This window comes from Candidatus Poribacteria bacterium (assembly GCA_016866785.1).
Classification (GTDB): Bacteria; Poribacteria; WGA-4E.
In genome coordinates this window covers 1-16,236 of sequence record VGLH01000017.1, presented here as the reverse complement: position 1 = coordinate 16,236, position 16,236 = coordinate 1, and the positions used below count along the sequence as shown (strand labels likewise).

Sequence of the window (16,236 nt, the reverse complement as noted above, 5' to 3'; positions counted from 1 at the left end):
GTCTACCAGTCCTTGAACGGGAAGATACGCACGCCCTGTGAGATGCCGTAGATGCTCCACAGGCTGCCCGTCACGAACTCGCCCAGCACCAGCCCCAGGAAGAACGGAATCAGCTTCCGATAAAGCCGGAACCCGCTGTATTTCAGGATGATCCACTTCAGAACCGTGCTGATGATGAGCGAGGGCCAGATGAAGTTCATGCACCAGTCGTCCGCGCCGGAGACGGCGTAGCCGACCGCATGGAAGGGCCACCACACCAGCGCTCGCCGAAGATACATCAGCAGGAAGGCGAACCCCATCCCTGCCAGCGTGAACGAGATCTCGGGCACGTTGGGGCCCGTCGGCGTGACAAGGCGTTCCTGCAAACGGTTGAAGGGTTCCCAACCGAACCCGCCGCCGGAGCCGTAGATGTAGACGTCGTGAAGGTACGCCCAGAAGGACGCCAGACCGCCGACGAGGATCGCGGCGACCATCGCCACGACCAACGGCGCGGATCGCATCTGCACGCGCTCGGCGAGCTTGAATCCCTCCAACTGGTGCGGCATGACGTGGCTCCGATGCGCCCTGCCCATGAAGAAGAAGAGCGAGAACGCCGTCACGTTGTCCTTCCCCAAGAACCGCGAGCCGAAGAGCGCCGTCAGCGTGTAGTCGGGTCCCATGAAGTGGAGGTCGTGCGCCGGAGCGCCGGATTCCGCACGCATCCGCGTGATACCCATCGACAGCACGTAGAACACGCCGAAGAAGAGAACCGCGACCCACAGGCTCATCCCAATCCGATGGACGAACGCCAGCAGGAAGACGCTTCCCACCGCGATGCCGACGACCGCCGCGCGGTAGCGCATCGGTTCCCTCGAATCGTCCATCCGTGACGACGAGCGGAAGACGTGGCGCAATACGGCGGCGAAGTAGCCCCGGCTCGCCCAGACCGCGAAGAGCGACAGCCCGAGATAGGCTCCCAGCGACTGCTGCCGGTCGTACGGGAACCCCGGCAGCGCGCGGATGCCTAACGCCGCGCCGACGATGTGCTGCGCCTTGCGAAACAGGAAGAAGAACCAGCTCGAAAACGAGAGGTCGAGCGGCATGACGAAGCCCAACCCGACCACGAACGGGTAGATCGAGAAGGGTGTCCAACCGACGCCATTCCAGGGCTTCGACGTGAAGAGGTAACTGATGTCGCGTAGCCGGACGCCAATGACGGGGATCGTCGGGTAGATGGCGCGCATCCCGTTGACGATGTCCAGCAGCGTCACGAGGACGAAGGCGGTCCAGAACGTGCGGTTCGAGAAGAACGACTTGCCGCTCTCCTGGATCATCGCCGTCGGAAGCTCGATGATCGGGTAGGCGAGCTTCTCGTGGTCGGTCCACTGCCGCCGCAGCAGGACGTTCAGGCAAATCATGACGAACATGAGGACGCCGATGAAGAGCGTCCACCAGAGGGCGGGCCCCAGCCACGCGAGGACGATCCGACGCTGGTAGAAGGTCGAATCCCCCTCGTAGTAGCCCTGGAGGATGGAGCGGTCCTGGACGGTAAGCCACGACGGCAGGTAGCGCGCGAAGAGCCCCGACCAGTCGTTCTCCGGCGTGGCGAACCAGAAGGCGTGTCCCAGGCTGGAGATGAGAACCTGCGCCCGGTCGTGGGACGCGACGGCGCTCGCCATGCAGAGCATCACATAGACGACGGCGAGCTCCGCCGGGGTCAGCGCCCATTTCGGACGGAAGCGCCCGACGGCGAGATTTAGGAGCGTCAGGATGAAGAGGGTGAAGACGACGTTAAAGAATAGGGACATCGTCGTAGGGAACAAGCCCCACCAAACCATCTCGGCGTAGATGATCCAGTAGACGTTGACGGGGATCAAGACGATCCCCAGGACGAACGAGCGGGCGGTGACGCCGCTCGTTCGTCGGACTGCCTGCTTCGCCATCCGAGTGTCCCTGCCAACGGGGTTACGCGAAGAAGGGGCTCAGCCACTCCTCTCGGATGTCCAAGCCGAACCCGGGTCCGTTGCCTGGGAAGATCGCGCTGTTCACCGGCACAACGCTTGCATTGACGCCGCGCGCCTCTTCCAACGGCACGCCGGGAGGACTTCCGACGAAGTACTCGCACCAAGCTGTGTTCGGCATTGCCGCGGAGAGGTGGAGTCCGTACTGGTTCATCCCGCCGCCGTGAAGGATGACGTTGATCCCCGCCGCGTTCGCCAGATGGCAGACCTCCCGCGTGGGCGTCAAGCCGCCGATCCAGAAGATGTCCGGCTGCAGGATGTCGAGCGCGCGATGTTCGATGAGCTGGCGGAACGGGTACGCCGTGAAGAGGTGTTCGCCGCCGGCGAGCGTTTGCCACGGAACTCGCTGCCGCACTTGGATATGCCCTTCGAGGTCTTCCGGCAGGAGGAACTCTTCGATCCACTTGAGCCGGTAGGGCTTCAGGCGTTCCGCGAGACGCACGGTGTACTCGACATCGAACGCCATGTAGCAGTCGAGCATGATCTCGACCTCGTCGCCGCAGAGCTCACGTGTTCGGGCGACGAGGTCTTCGTTGCGGCGGAGCCCGTCGAGCCCGTCGGCGGGCCCGTAGGGACAGGCGAGCTTCACGGCTCGGAAGCCGCATTCGAGATACCAATCGACGTCGTTGCCCGTCGCGTAGGCGAAGAGCTGGTCGCGGAAAGGTCCGCCGAGGAGCTCATAGACAGGCTTCCCGACGATCTTCCCGGCGAGGTCCCAGAGCGCGAGGTCGATCCCCGAGATGGCGCAGGAGGCGATCCCAGCGGTTCCGTAGGGCTTGGACGCCCGGAACATCATGTCCCAGCACTTCTCGATGGCGAGACATTCCTCGCCGACGAGCAGGGGCCCCAGGTGGTCGTCGATGACCGCCGCCGTCGCCCTGCCGTAGCTCGTCATGCCGAGCCCCCACGTGCCGTCCTCGGCGGTGACCTTCACCCAGACGCCGGGCCACTTGGGCAGCCAGCTCGAACGGTAGCGCTTGTAGCGCGGGAACTTCGACATGGGGTTGGCGACTTCGTCATCCGCTGCCCAGGGCGGTCGGCGCGCCTCCGTGCGAGGTCCGGGGCGCGGCGGGATGTGAGCCTGCACCGCTTGGATCGACGCGATCTTCATGGCGCTCTCCTGTTGGTTGGGGTCGGATGCGGTGACACGATATCGCAGCGGTCGTGGGGCGGCAACGGAGCCGGCGCTACGGACGCGCGTCGATCCGGTAGAGATGCACGCCGTAAGACGCGAAGTCGTCCGAGAACCCGCCTCCCTCCACCGTCAGCGACCGACCCTCGTTGAGCGCCTCGACGGTCGTGCCGTCGGCGATGCCGCGCAGCGAGAATCGCGACGTCGTCGCTCCCTGCCGCATCCCGACGGCGAAAACGTAGAGCGCGCCCTCGGAACGGAGCGCCAGCGCGTCGATCGGCACGTCAGCCGCGCTCGACGCCACGGACACGGTTCCCACGGACTCGCCTGTGTTTAGAACGCGCGCCAGGGAGCGAACTTCCGCGTTGAGAGCCGTCACGGCGGCGAGCAGGTTGGCGTCCTCCAGCAAACTCGCCTCGACGAAGTGCGGCTCGAACTGATGGACGAAGTAGACGATCCCGCGCGAGCCGTGGATCAGCGACATCCACACCTCGGCGCGGAGCTCCGCCGGCGACACCTTGCGTTCGACGTTGCCGATCCGTGACGCCTCGACGATGTTCCAGACGATCCGCTCGTCGTTCGTCCACGCCCGCAGTCGGTCGACGCCTTCGGCGACGAGCCACAGATTGTCGCCGTCGGTCAACGCCCGATCCGCGACGGGATACACGTCGTACGAGACGATGTCGCAACCCTTCACGTATTCCGGGTAGTCCTCCTTCTTGCCCCACGACCCGCGCCCGCGCCAGTTGTCGTTGGCGACGCCCTGCCCCAGGTTCAGCAGCACGGGGCGCGTCGGATCGGCGGCTCGCCACTTGGCGTAGTCCTCCCAAACCTTCGACGGCGGTACCGGCGGACCCCATCCCTTGCCCTCTCCGAGCGATTGGGCGTTGTCGGGTTCGTCCTGATGCATCCAGCCGATGATGATCGGGTTCTCGCGGTTCGCCAGCCCGACGGCGTTCTGTCCGCAGATGACAGGCATCCCGGCGCGGGTCAGTTCGTCGAGCTGCTCCTGAGTGGGACCCCGCCAGAGGGCGAGATAGAAGTTGATCCCGGCTTCACGATATCGCACGGCGTTCTTGGGAGCCTGAAGCCAGACGCCGATGGGGAAGTGATCCGGGTCGGTTGGCGGTCCGAAGCGCCATTCCGTCGTCGTCTTTCCGGCTGCCATGAGCGCCCACGCGGCAACGGCGAGCATCGACATGGTTCCTGCCTCCAACGAGTGTGCGTCAGCCGAGCCTGCGCTGCCGACGATAGACGCCCGTCGTTCTGGTGGCAACCCCGCTGGCGTGCGCGCACGCTGAAGGCTACGCTCAGAACGAGGAATCGTACACGTTTGGAGCCGCCATGACGTTCCGAATCGCGACGTTTGCGCTGTCGTGCATCGCCATCGCCCTGCTCCCTGCGCGCGCCGGGAAGTGCGCCGAACGATGGGTCTGGTGGGAGGGCGAGAACCCGATCGAGACGAACTTCCCCGACTCGTCCTGGTTCTCCTCGTCCACCTTCCCGGAGACCCGCGACCTCCTCTCCGGCGGCGAATGGCTCACCAACGCCGGCGAACGCACCGGCGACGAAGCCTACGCGATCTACGACGTCGCCGTACCCGCCGACGGGCAGTACGACCTCTGGACGCGCAAGTTCTGGAAGCACGGGCCCTTCCGATGGCGCTTCGGAACCGACGAATGGCGCATCTGCGGACGCGATGTTTCCCTCGCCGACGACACCTACCTGCGCACGCACCTGGGAGCCCACTGGGTCTACCTGGGAACCATCGATCTCCGCGAAGGGAACGCCCGCTTCGAGCTCCGGCTGCTTGCGGGTCCCGGCGAGAACCTGACGGCGGCGTTCGACGCGTTCCTGCTGACACAAGACGCCTTCCTGCCCAACGGCAAGCTGAAGCCCGGCGAGCGTTCCGCGAAAGCGGATCCGGGCTACTTCCCCTTCGAGCCCGGGCTCGATCCCTTCTCCGACTCCGCGCTGCTCGACCTGCGCTCGCTGAACGAAGCGGCAGCCGGTGAACACGGCTTCGTCCAGCGCGACGGAGCCCGGTTCGTCCTCGGCGATGGAACCCCCGTCCGCTTCTGGGGTGTCAACGTGAGCGCCAACAACGCGGGACAGGATCGGAAGTCCGTCGCCTATCTGGCGCGGAAGCTCGCCAAACTCGGTGTCAACTGCGTGCGCTACCACGGGCCCCTATTCGATGCCTCCGGCGATCCCGCCATCATCGACGCGCGGAAACTCGACGACCTGCACTACCTCATCGCCGCGATGAAGAGCGAGGGCATCTACACCTTCCTCAGCTTTTACTTCCCGCTCTGGTTCGACATCCGGCCGTCCTACGGCATCGACGGTTACGAGACCATCGAGAACAAGAAGCCCTTCGCCTTGCTCTTCTTCGACGAGCGGATGCAGGCGATCTATCGCTCGTGGCTCGACGGCATCTTCTCCACGCCCAACCCCTATACGGGCGTTCCACTGTCCCAGGAGCCTGCCGTCTCCGTCGTCGAGCTCCAGAACGAGGACAGCTTCTTCTTCTGGACGTTCACGCAAAAGAACGTCCCTGCCGTTCATTGGGAGCGGCTGGAGCGTCGGTTCGCCCATTGGCTCGAAGGGCGGTACGGTTCCCTGGCGAATGCGCTCGAATCGTGGGGCTCCGCGACCCATCCCGACGACGCCGCCGGCGGACGCGCGGGCATCTTCGAAGCGTGGCACATGACCCGCGACGGCTCCCGCGCCGGCGGACCCGACAAGACGCGCCGCATCGGCGATCAAGTTCGATTCCTGACCGAACTGCAGCGCGAGTTCTACGAGCAGACGATCCGCCATCTGCGCGACGATCTGGGCTCCCAGAGCCTCGTGTCCCCGAGCAACTGGCACGTGACCGACGGGCCCACGCTCGACGCGCTGGAACGCTACACCTACGGGGCAGGAGAGGTCATCGACCGGCACGGATACTTCGGCGGCAAGCACGACGGCGAAGGCTCCGGCTACGCCGTACGTGTCGAGCACACGTTCGAGAACACCGCCGCCGTGCAGAATCCGACGAACCTGCCCTTCAACGTGTTCCAGACGGGCGATTACCCGCACACCGTCTCGGAGATCGGCTGGCCCCAGCCGAACCGCTTTCGCGCCGACATGACGTTTCTCGCGTCCGCCTACGGCTCGCTGCAGGACATCGACGGGTTCTACTTCTTCGCCGTTGGGAGCAACTTCCTGCGCGACACGTCGATGGCGAAGTTCCAGGTCGGCTCGCCGGTGGTCGCGGGTTCGTTCCCCGCCGCCGCGCTCCAGTACCGCCGGGGCGATGTCGCGGCAGGAGTGCCGGCGATCCGCCAGGTGCTGCGGCTGGACGACCTGTTCGCGATGCAGGGCTCCGGCGCGGCGACGCCCGAAGCGCTCGACGCCCTCCGCGCCGCCGATGTCCCGGCAGATGCGCGCGTGTCGGGTCCCGTCTCGACGTTCGACCCGCTCTCGTTCGCCGTCGGACCCGTCGTCCGCGTCTTCGGCGAGAACCCCGCCGATTCGACCCAGGCGGCGATGTCCCACTACATCGACCGCTCCGCTCAGGTCGTCAGGAGCCTCACCGGCGAGCTCGAATGGCGCTACGGCGTGGGCATCGCCACGGTGGACACGCCTCGGAGCCAGGGAGCCGTCGGGTTCCTGGCGAAGGCGGGACCCATCGCGCTCGGAGACGTGACGATCGAATGTCGGAACGAGTTCGGCTCGGTGAGCGTCATTTCGTTGGACGGGCTCCCGCTCGCCGAGTCGCGCCGCATTCTCGTTCAGACGCTGACTGAGGATCGCCCTTACGGGTTCCGGCAAGAGGGCGAGCGGATCGCGTCGCTGGGCGGGAGCCCGTTCGGCGTCGCCGAGATCAGGGCGACTGTGAAGTTCCCGAGGGCGAATGGCCGGCCGATTCAGGTTGTCGCGCTGGACGAGAACGGGTACGTTCGTCCGCGCGGCAAGACGGCTCCGCCGGACGCCGCGGACGGTTCCGTGCTGACCGAGCTCAACCCGGACGCGATCTACCACGTCCTTATACGGTAGTACGCCGTGGCTCGCGTCTGCGTCGCCACGTGCGCTCAGCCCCGAAATTGGTTACACTCTGGGTGGATTGCCTCCGGTTGCCATGTCGCCACACGCACTCGATACCGCTTTGGTAGGGAGAACGCATATGGGACGGAAGGAGAATAGGGGTTGGCTCGTCGCTGCCCTGTTCGCCGTGGTTTCGGTGTCCGCCATAGCGCAGTTGCCTGAGGACGGCATTATCAGCTACTACCCGCTGGATGCCTCGACGGTCAGCGGCAAGGACGTCAAGGACGTCATCGGCAAGAACCCCGGCGTCATCAATGGAAAGATCAGCTCCACCGCCGGAAAGGTCCGTGAGGGGATGGAGTTCGATGGAGCTAGCCCCATCGAGATCGCCGGAACGGAGTCGCTGAACTTCGCGAAAATGAAGGCGTTCTCGGTTGCCGCATGGGTGAACGCCGCGAGTGACGATCCGGTCGTCGGCGTCGTCGCCGGCTGCTGTGGGAGTATCGTCGCGCAACGCAACGCCGCCGGCTGGGCGCTCCGCTATGACGGACGCAACGCCGGCATGGAGATGGAGTTCATCGTCAACTCGGCGGGCTGGGTCGGCGACGGTGGATTCGGCGTCAAGAAGCTCGCCCCGAAGACCTGGCACCACCTCGTCGGCGTCTACGGCGAGAAGGATATGATCATCTACCTCAACGGCGAGGTCGGCGTATCCCAAGCATCGCCCGGCGGATCTCCCGTGAGCACCGGCGTCAACACGGAGATCGGCAAGTCGACCGACGGCGGCTGGGTCGGCAAGATCGACGAAGTGCTCATCTACAATCGCGCCATCACTGCTGCCGACGTGAAGAAGATCTACACGGCGAGCGGCCTGGGCGTCGAGCCCAGCGGCAAGGCCGCGACGAAGTGGGGCGAGATGAAGTCGGCCCGCTAGGGGCTGCGGCTTCTTCCGTTCCGCGACGTTCACGAAGGCTACCTGGGCGGGTCGGAGGTCGGGGCTGGAACCCGCCCTCCGACTCGGCACCATTCCCGACGTTCGGGAAACCGTCACCCAATAAGGAGAAAATCAGAGTGCGAACGAAGATTCGGTCTTGGCATGTAGCGATCCTCGCCTTGGCGTTCGCGGGCTCCGCGCTCGCTCAGCTTCCCAAAGATGGTCTCGTCGGTCATTGGCCGCTGGACACATCGACGGTGAGCGGCAAGGACGTCAAGGACGTCGTCGGCGGCAACAACGGCGTCGTCGTGGGAACCGTCAAGTCCGTCGCGGGCAAGGTCCAGCAGGCGCTCGAGTTCGACGGCGATGCGGGCATTGAGATCGCCGGAACTGCCGCGCTCAACTTCTCCGCCGTGAAGGGCTTCTCGGTCGCCGCGTGGGTCAACGCCGCCAGCGCGGACCCCGTCAAGGGCGTCGTCGCCGGGTGCTGCGGAAGCATCGTCGCTCAGCGCGGCGCCGAGGGTTGGGCGCTCCGCTATGACGGGCGCAACCCGGACAAGGAGATGGAGTTCATCGTCAACTCGGCGGGTTGGGTCGGCGACGGCGGATTCGGCGTCAAGAAGCTCGCCCCGAACACCTGGCACCATCTCGCGGCAGTGTACGGCGAGAAGCTCATGACGGTGTACCTGAACGGCGCGGTCGGCATGGAGCAAGAGTCGCCGGGTGGGTCGCCCAAGAGCAAAGGACCGGCGACAGAGATCGGCAAGGCTGCCGACGGCGGGTTCATCGGCAAGATCGATGAAGTCGTCATCTACAACCGCGCCCTGAGCGCCGCCGAGGTCAAGCAGGTCTTCCAGGCGGTCGGAAGCGCCACCGCCGTGGAGCCGAGCGGCAAGGCTGCGACGGCTTGGGCTGAGATCAAGTCAACGGCGCGCTAACTGCCATCGTTCGACTGACATGACGGGGTGGGGTCCGTGGCATCGTGCCAACGTCCTCGCCCCGTTTCATTGTCGGAGGCATACGCCGTGACACGCTACGCCGCCTTTTCCCTGTTTCTTGCCCTCTCCATCGGGGGAACCGCCCGCGCAGCCGTCATGCTCACAACCGACCGCGCCACCTACGACCGCAGCCAGCCTGTCATCTTGACGCTCAAGAACGCGACCCAGGCGGAGGTCATGTGGGGTTCCATCGGGCGCTATCCGACCATCGCGCGGCTCTCTCAAGACGGGCGCGAGGAGCCCGTGCTGATGCTGCCCCAGGCGATGGACAACGCCCTCGGACTGCTCGGACCTGGCGACGAAGCCCTCTGGCGCTGGGACCAGAAGCGCTACATCCCGGGCGTCGACGACCTCCCGCCCGTCCGTCCCGGCGACGACCCGGACGAGCCTGTCGGCATCGACGTCGGCGACGTCCAAGCCAAGAAGCCGGAGCCGCGTCCGGCGGGACCCGTCAACAGCGTGGGACCCTGGGTCGGAGCGGGACGCTACATCGCGCAGTTCGACCTCATCGGGCAGACCGTCAAGTCGCGGCCGTTCGGCATCGGCGGGCTCGCCGTCGAACCGCGCGGCAAGGCGGCGGTCACCTGGGCGCAGATGAAGACCGCTCGCTAGCGCCGATCCAGCGACCTCACCGGGAACCGGATCGCCCCTACCCCGCCGCTTCGAGGATGCGCCGGAAGTTGGGCGCGACGCCCCGGAAGCATTCGAGTGGCGTGTCGCCCTCCAGCGGCGTCTCGTAGATGAACGAGCCCGCGTAGCCGACATCCGCGAGCGCCGCCGCGAACCCACCCCAATCGACAACGCCGCGCTTGAAGGTCGAGTCGTCTATCTCCGCGCCCCTGCGGGTTGGCTTACGCTGCCTGTGACCGTCCACGAGTTCGCCATCGCGCCCGTCGGGACGTTCCCTATCGGCGCGCCACCGCGAACCGCAAGCGAGTTGCAGTCTTGGCGGGACAAGGGCATTGAGGGCGGGTATATCGGCGACATGATGCTATCGCTTCCCGACGCCGCCACGGTCGCAGGCGTCTCGGTTCCCGCGATGAGGCAGAGGATTCGCCGTTCAAAGAAAGACCACCCGTTCGTATCGCTCCCGAAGGGAACCGGCAAGCGTTGCGAGCATCACGTTGCGTTGGGCGACCTTCTGCTTTGGCTCGATACGTGGACGGGTCGAAAGGCGCGGAGGGGGGTTTCCCAAGGCGGGGGGTTGCGCGTCGTGGTCGAACGCAGCGAAATCGAAAGGCGCGTCTATCTCGTTGGCGACGCGCCCGATGCGGAAACGTACGAAACGCCTATCTGCCAGGCAGATAGGTAGGGGCTCAAACGACCGTCGCCAGAGTCCCGCCCCGGGAAGGCGTCTAGACGCTCCGCAGGGCGACCGCGCCCCCGCCCGACCCCGGACTACGGAATCCTGCCCGGCACTTTCCTGTCGTTGCCGAGCACTCTCACCACGCCGCTATCGGTCTTCGCTCGCGGTTGTGACAACGGTTGACGCCCGACACCTCCACCGAGGATCGTGGAGAGCCGCATCGAGGACGCTTCCGGTACCCCGCGCTTTCTTCTCGGGGTCCTTCATCGCCGCCACGTCGCTCTCGATGTCCTGCGTGTCGTCCGCCGTCCACTCGCGTCCTCGCAAACGCTGTTGGGCGGACTTGTAACGCATCGTTCCGTCGCTCGACGGCTTCTCGTGGCGTATCTGTTGCGCCAGAAGCGCTCGCAAATCGCCGCGACCGGAGCACCGGAGCGTCCTTCCGAGTTCCCGCAGAAGCCGCAATCGCGCCGCCTCGACTTGCGCCGCGAGACCTTGTTCCTCGCGTTCGCGGGCGCGGTCGACGAGCTCCGTCGATCGTCGCGTCGCTTCTGCTCTTGCCGCATCCGATGCGTGGATGCAGGATTCTGGCGACACTGGCGCTCCGTCCCACTCATCGAGAAGCCTTCGGAGTTGTCCCGCCGACTCGACGGCTTCGATGCTCTCTCTCCCAATCCACCGCGCTTCAACGCATCGAAACGAACCAAACTCCGAACTCGCCAACACAAGAGGAACCCGCGACGGAAACGCGAACTGCTGCCGAATTTCTTCGACAACCGGAGCTCCGACCGTCAGCGGTTCGACGTTCTCTTTCCGCTCCAGCGTGTCGCGCGAAGTCGTCACCGTGACGACGCGCGGTCGTAATCCACCGATGCGCCACGATTCCGACTCCTTCGTTCGCCGTATCGTCAGCCCGCTTCCCGCCTGTGCCGTCATCTTCAAGGCTTCGTGGAAATCTTCTTTTGTCGCCGACGGAACCGCGCTGTCGCTCGTTGCATCGGCGTCTGCGTCGGAAAAGACGCTCGAAGCCAGCGGGTCGGACTCGATTCCCTGAGCCTCGTTCTCAAGCGAGGCAAGAAACGCCTCGACGTTCGCGGCGTTCAAGCTATCGCGCAACAACGTCTTTCGAGCCAACGCAAGCACCGGTTGCATCCGCCCGACGAACTGCTCGAACAACCGGCAACGCGTTCTCAACGCCTGATAGACCTTCATATCCACGCTGTTCCGCAGAAACAGATTGCGGATCGGTAACTCGGGCTCTCGTTGCCCGATGCGGTCTATCCGACCGATGCGCTGTTCGACTTTGCTGGGGTTCCATGGAAGGTCGTAGTTGATGAGCGCGTTCGCCGCCTGGAGGTTCAATCCTTCGCTCGCCGCGTCCGTGCAGAGCAACACGCGAATGTGTCCGTCCGCGAGTCGCTGCGTTATTTCCGCTTTCGATACCTTCGCCCACGTGTCGTTCTTGCGGACGCTCCCTCCTTGTCCGCTGTAGCACGCCAACGAGATGCCGTATTCGTGCCGAAGGTGCTCGCGGAGGTACTCCATCGTGTCCGTATACTCCGTGAACACGAGCGCTCGGCGTCCCGAACCCGTCAGGTCACGCACAACGCGCAGAAACTCCGCGAACTTGCTGTCCGTCGCTCCCAACCCGTCGAGGCGACCGACTACTGTGTCAATCTCCTGTATCTCCGCCGCCGCCTCGTTCGGGTCCGTCGGCAACGCCGGGTCGACCTTTTCGATGTCCGCGTCCGCGTCGCTCAGGTCGCGAGCGTCCAACTCCTCGTCGCCCTCGATGTAGAAAACGTCCACAGCGCGACGCTCCGCGACACCCTTCAGTTTCTCGTGACGACGCTCCAGACTCCGACGAATCGCCAACGGCGAACTCGACGCCCGCCGCAGGTAAACCGTCATCACGAACCCCTTGCCCTTCTTCTGTCCCTCCAATGCCTCGAAGCGCTTGTTGATGTAGCTCCGAACGGCGTCGTAGCACTTCCGTTCTTGCGCGTCCTCGTAGTCGAACACGACGTCGTCCACGCGCCGTTCCGGCGGAGCCGTGTCGAGAAGTCCCTGCCGATAGTACTTCCTCAACGTCTCTCGCGTGTTCCGGTGCATCCGACGCGACAACGGACTCCCTTGTCGGAGCCATTCCGCGAACCTCTCGCGCTGATCGGCAATGGCAAACTGTAAGTCCGACGCGAGCTCGTCCACCGACTCATGTCGTTTCCCGTCCGGTGACCCCGGAAACGACGGGTCGGACAACGCGAGACGCGACATCGCCCGCGACCGCGCCTCCGACGGCAACATGACGCGGAGCTCCTCGATGCCTTCGTAGTAGCTCCGAATATCGCGGAACTCCGCGAGCCACTGTCCCCCGACGCCCAACACGGACAGCAAATCCCACGGCTCCCACGGCTTCGTCTGCATCGGCGTCGCGCTCAGGAGCAGTATCCCGCGCGCTCGTCGCTTCAGTTGGAACTGCCGCAACAGATCGAGAAGCAGATTCCCGCTGTTGAACTCGCCCTCTATCGGTCGCGCCCGTCGCGCAGCGTGCGCCTCATCCAACAGAACCAGGTCCCACGTCGGAGCCGTCAACAATCGCTCCCGATGACCCGCCAACCGCGCCCATTCCCGACTCACCAGAAGAACATCGCGTTCCACGAAGACGACCGATTCGTCGACCGGTTCCCGACGACCGCCCGCGTGAGTCAGCCACCCGTTATCCCAGACGGGAACGAACAATCCGCCCTTCTCGCGCAACTCCTCCTGCCACTGCCGCAACAGCCCCGCCGGAACGAGAAGCAACGCGCGCCGCACCCCACGACCGCAGAGCAATCGCTTCAACGCGACGACCGCCTCAATCGTCTTGCCCATTCCGACTTCGTCGCAGAGCAGACGACCCTCCGGAAACGCCGATACGACATCCTCGACAACGCGTTTCTGATGGGGCCAAAGGTCAACGAACGCCGTCGCATCGCAGGCGGCGTCGCCGTTCGGGAGATACCCCGCTTCCGCGAGGAAATGCCACAACATCGCGACGGACGCCGCCTCTTTCGTCGCGGTCGCTTCCTCGACGGGAGGTTCCTCCGGCGCGAACTGGACAAGTCGCTCCCGCACCGCCTCCGGAAGAGGAACGGACACGACATCGGCGTCCTGGTTGTTCCATATCGCCTCGAACCGCCGCGCGTAGTTCTCGACGAACTCGGCGTCCTGCCACGACGCGCGGATTTCGAGCTCCTCGTAGTTCTCCGTCAACGCCTCGCCCGTCTCGTTGCCGCTCCCCATGAACGCGAGACGGTTCCCCCGCGCGTCCGTCACAACTCCGAACTTCGCGTGGAGTATCCCGCGCGTCCGGCGCATCAACCCGACGCGAACCGCCATGAGACCGCTCGCGACGAGCCACGCGAGCATCTTCAGACGCTCTCGCTCAAGCCCCTCTTGGGGTGACTTGAACTGCTTGAGGAGTTGTCCGCCGAGGTTTCGGTCGTCGCCCGTCGCCAGCAAGGCGTCGAGGTCGCGCGGGTTCAACTGCTCGTTGACGAGCAGCCGCGCCGACGGCTTCGGAGCCCCATCGCCGAGCGCGAGAAGGTTCTGAATGAAGCCGCCGAATCCCCGCGCCGCCGTCGAAAGAACGCTGCTCGAAAAGTAGGCGCAACACCGGTCGTAGCGCGCCGCGCGACTCAACGCCGGAACGTAGAGCGATTCCAGCAGTTCCGCGTCGGGAGCGTGAACGAACCGCTTCCAGGCGACCGAACGGAGACTTCCCGGCTTCTTTCGACGCGCCATCGCTTATTCCTCGTCGCCATCGGACTCGTCCGCGTCGGCTTCGTCGTCCATCCCATGCAACGACGGTTGCACATTCACGGGGCGCTTCCACTCCAGCGGTTCCATGCCGAACACCGGATTCAACAAGGCGTGCCACGCCCGAAACTCCGGGTACGTCTCCGCGACCTTCTCCCCCTTGCCACCGAACCGCACGGACGCCGGAGCCGCCCGGACGAGCGCCTCCATGAGCCGGGCGGGCGGGCTTTCGCGGCTCCAACCCTGTTGACGCGCCATCCCCTTCACCGCGCCGATACCCGCGTCCCCGCCGCCCGCGTCCGCGTACCGAAGCGCGACCGCGTGGCACGCATCGATCCCGCTGGCGAACACCTCGTCCAACGGATGCACCGACCGCGCGCGCCGCGCCCGACCCCGCTTCGGCAGGCCGAACAACATCAGTTGCGCCTCCGCGGTGTCCCGCCGGACGGCGCGCTCTCGACGGCGCTCCGACGCCGGAAGCAACCGCACCTGCTCGCCCTTCTTGACGAGCAACCCGGCGCCGATGAGCGCGTCCACGTCCATCCCGACGGCGCGACCCAGCATCATCGCCTCGTTGAACCGGAACTCCGGCGCCTGAAGCGTGTCCCAGCACAGAAGCGCGAACCGGCTCTCCGCGTCCAACCCCTCGATGCCCCGCGCCGCGAGCTGCTCGATACGCCACTCCGCGACGGCGTCCGCCGCCGTCTCTATCGCCTCCGCGACGCCGACACGCTGACCCGTGTCCGTCCGCACCTCCGCGTAGCCGCTGAACACCTCCATCGCCTTCCCGAACGAACCGACGAGACCGTCAATGCCCGTCAACCCCTGCGCCGCGAGCGCCGCCGCCGCCTGACGCGCCGCCCCCCGTATCTCCTCGCGCATCGCGTCATTGAAGAGCCCAAGACCCGCGTCGTCGGGACGCTTCCGCGACGCAAGGATCACCGTGCTCTGCGCCGCGTTCTTCCCCGCCTGATGCAGGCTGTGCTCGCTCTCCGTCCGGACGGGCCACGTCGCGGTGACCGTGAACCCCGCCTCGATGAGGGACTCGAAGAGCGACGCCCACGCCTCCTGCTTCTTGTGCGTGAACATCACCGTCAACACGCCGTCGTCACGGAGAACCCGGCGCGCTTCGCGGAACACCTCCGTCATCAAGGCGTCATAGCGCTGGTAGGCGCGCTCCTTCGCGTCCTTCGCCGGAACCTTCGGACTCGCGCGGAACCGCGAGACGTTGACGACCGCCTCTTCGGACGGGTCGCAGAGCGGCGTCGAGAACCACTCCGGACGGCGGTGCCCCTGCGTCCGCTTCAGCCAGACGTAGAAGAAGTCCGCGAGCTCCGCATACTGGACGTTGTCCGCGTAGGGTGGGTCGACGACGACCGCCGCGACGCTCCCGTCGTCCACCTCGACGAGGTGCGTCGCGCTCCCCTGCGTCACGACGACGGGTTGCGCGTTCTCGACGCGCGGGAGTTTCGCGAGCGCCTCGTAGGCGTCGAGGACGTTGTCTATCGCCCATTCGAGCCCGCTCCCCGCGACGCACGTCGCCATTTCCGCGAACGTCGCTCGAAAAGCGAAGTCGTGACGGTCGAACTTGCCTTTGATAACTTGCCGCGTGTTCTCCCATTTGCTCGATGCGCAGTTATGGTTCGCTACTTTGTCCATAGCGAACGCCAACAGGTGCATCACCGCCTCGCCGAGTTCCGCGCCCTCCGCCCTCACGATCTCAGGCCGCAGGCGGCGCAACTCCTCGACGAGCGTCCCCATCGCAAGCAACTGCCGCGGAGAGAAAAGATGACTCCAATGCGTTTCTCCGCGCTTGAGCGGCAAGTCTGTTCCTCGAGCGTAGGGGTCAGAGCCTGTTTTGTCACCGGTCGGTATTGCTTCCGTCGGGATGACTCCCTCGCGCTCCCACTTCGGACGGAGCCGCGCGAGCTCCCGTTCCGCCGCCTCGAGCGCGTCGACGTCCGTCTTCTCCGCCGGACGGAAGTCGATCCCCTGTGGCGTCTTGAGGACGACCGCGTAGAGGACGCTCTCCATCT

11 protein-coding genes are annotated in these 16,236 nt (G+C 65.4%); 5 read left to right on the top strand and 6 right to left on the bottom strand.

Going from position 1 to position 16,236, the window contains the following annotated elements; all coding sequences use genetic code 11:
• Positions 1–2 precede the first annotated feature (2 nt).
• From FJZ36_04205 to FJZ36_04195, 3 genes are all read right to left on the bottom strand, one after another.
• Positions 3–1,922: a hypothetical protein gene (locus FJZ36_04205; GenBank protein MBM3214098.1), complete on the bottom strand. Its 1,920-nt coding sequence runs from the start codon at positions 1,920–1,922 to the stop codon at positions 3–5.
• Between the two features lie 22 nt (positions 1,923–1,944).
• Positions 1,945–3,111, bottom strand: coding sequence for an L-rhamnonate dehydratase (locus tag FJZ36_04200; protein ID MBM3214097.1), 1,167 nt, complete (start codon positions 3,109–3,111; stop codon positions 1,945–1,947).
• Between the two features lie 76 nt (positions 3,112–3,187).
• The gene (locus tag FJZ36_04195; protein MBM3214096.1) at positions 3,188–4,327 is read right to left on the bottom strand and encodes a hypothetical protein; all 1,140 of its coding nucleotides are present in this window, start codon (positions 4,325–4,327) and stop codon (positions 3,188–3,190) included.
• A gap of 149 nt (positions 4,328–4,476) precedes the next feature.
• On the opposite strand from FJZ36_04195, the gene FJZ36_04190 reads away from it, so the two are divergent.
• The 4 genes from FJZ36_04190 (at position 4,477) to FJZ36_04175 (ending at position 9,708) form a co-directional block, all read left to right on the top strand.
• Positions 4,477–7,176 carry a hypothetical protein gene (locus FJZ36_04190; GenBank protein MBM3214095.1) on the top strand — a complete coding sequence of 900 codons (2,700 nt, stop codon included), beginning with the start codon at positions 4,477–4,479 and terminating at the stop codon, positions 7,174–7,176.
• An 82-nt stretch (positions 7,177–7,258) separates the two neighbouring features.
• A complete protein-coding gene (locus FJZ36_04185; protein MBM3214094.1) occupies positions 7,259–8,098 on the top strand; it encodes a LamG domain-containing protein in 840 nt (279 codons plus the stop codon).
• Positions 7,897–9,036: a LamG domain-containing protein gene (locus FJZ36_04180; GenBank protein MBM3214093.1), complete on the top strand. Its 1,140-nt coding sequence runs from the start codon at positions 7,897–7,899 to the stop codon at positions 9,034–9,036. Before FJZ36_04185 ends, FJZ36_04180 begins: the two co-directional genes overlap by 202 nt.
• Before the next feature lie 87 nt (positions 9,037–9,123).
• Positions 9,124–9,708, top strand: coding sequence for a hypothetical protein (locus FJZ36_04175; protein MBM3214092.1), 585 nt, complete (start codon positions 9,124–9,126; stop codon positions 9,706–9,708).
• Between the two features lie 37 nt (positions 9,709–9,745).
• Here the strand turns inward: FJZ36_04175 and FJZ36_04170 are convergent, their stop codons facing one another.
• Positions 9,746–9,970 carry a hypothetical protein gene (locus tag FJZ36_04170; protein MBM3214091.1) on the bottom strand — a complete coding sequence of 75 codons (225 nt, stop codon included), beginning with the start codon at positions 9,968–9,970 and terminating at the stop codon, positions 9,746–9,748.
• On the opposite strand from FJZ36_04170, the gene FJZ36_04165 reads away from it, so the two are divergent.
• Complete coding sequence (locus tag FJZ36_04165) at positions 9,959–10,408, top strand: hypothetical protein (protein ID MBM3214090.1); 450 nt, start codon at positions 9,959–9,961, stop codon at positions 10,406–10,408. The two genes, FJZ36_04170 and FJZ36_04165, sit on opposite strands and share 12 nt — an antisense overlap.
• 141 nt (positions 10,409–10,549) lie before the next feature.
• On the opposite strand, the gene FJZ36_04160 is transcribed toward FJZ36_04165, so the two are convergent.
• Positions 10,550–14,185 (bottom strand): hypothetical protein, encoded by a 3,636-nt coding sequence (locus tag FJZ36_04160; protein MBM3214089.1) that lies wholly within the window; start codon positions 14,183–14,185, stop codon positions 10,550–10,552.
• Between the two features lie 3 nt (positions 14,186–14,188).
• Positions 14,189–16,234, bottom strand: a complete 2,046-nt coding sequence (locus FJZ36_04155; GenBank protein ID MBM3214088.1) for a DUF1156 domain-containing protein — start codon at positions 16,232–16,234, stop codon at positions 14,189–14,191.
• Positions 16,235–16,236 lie beyond the last annotated feature (2 nt).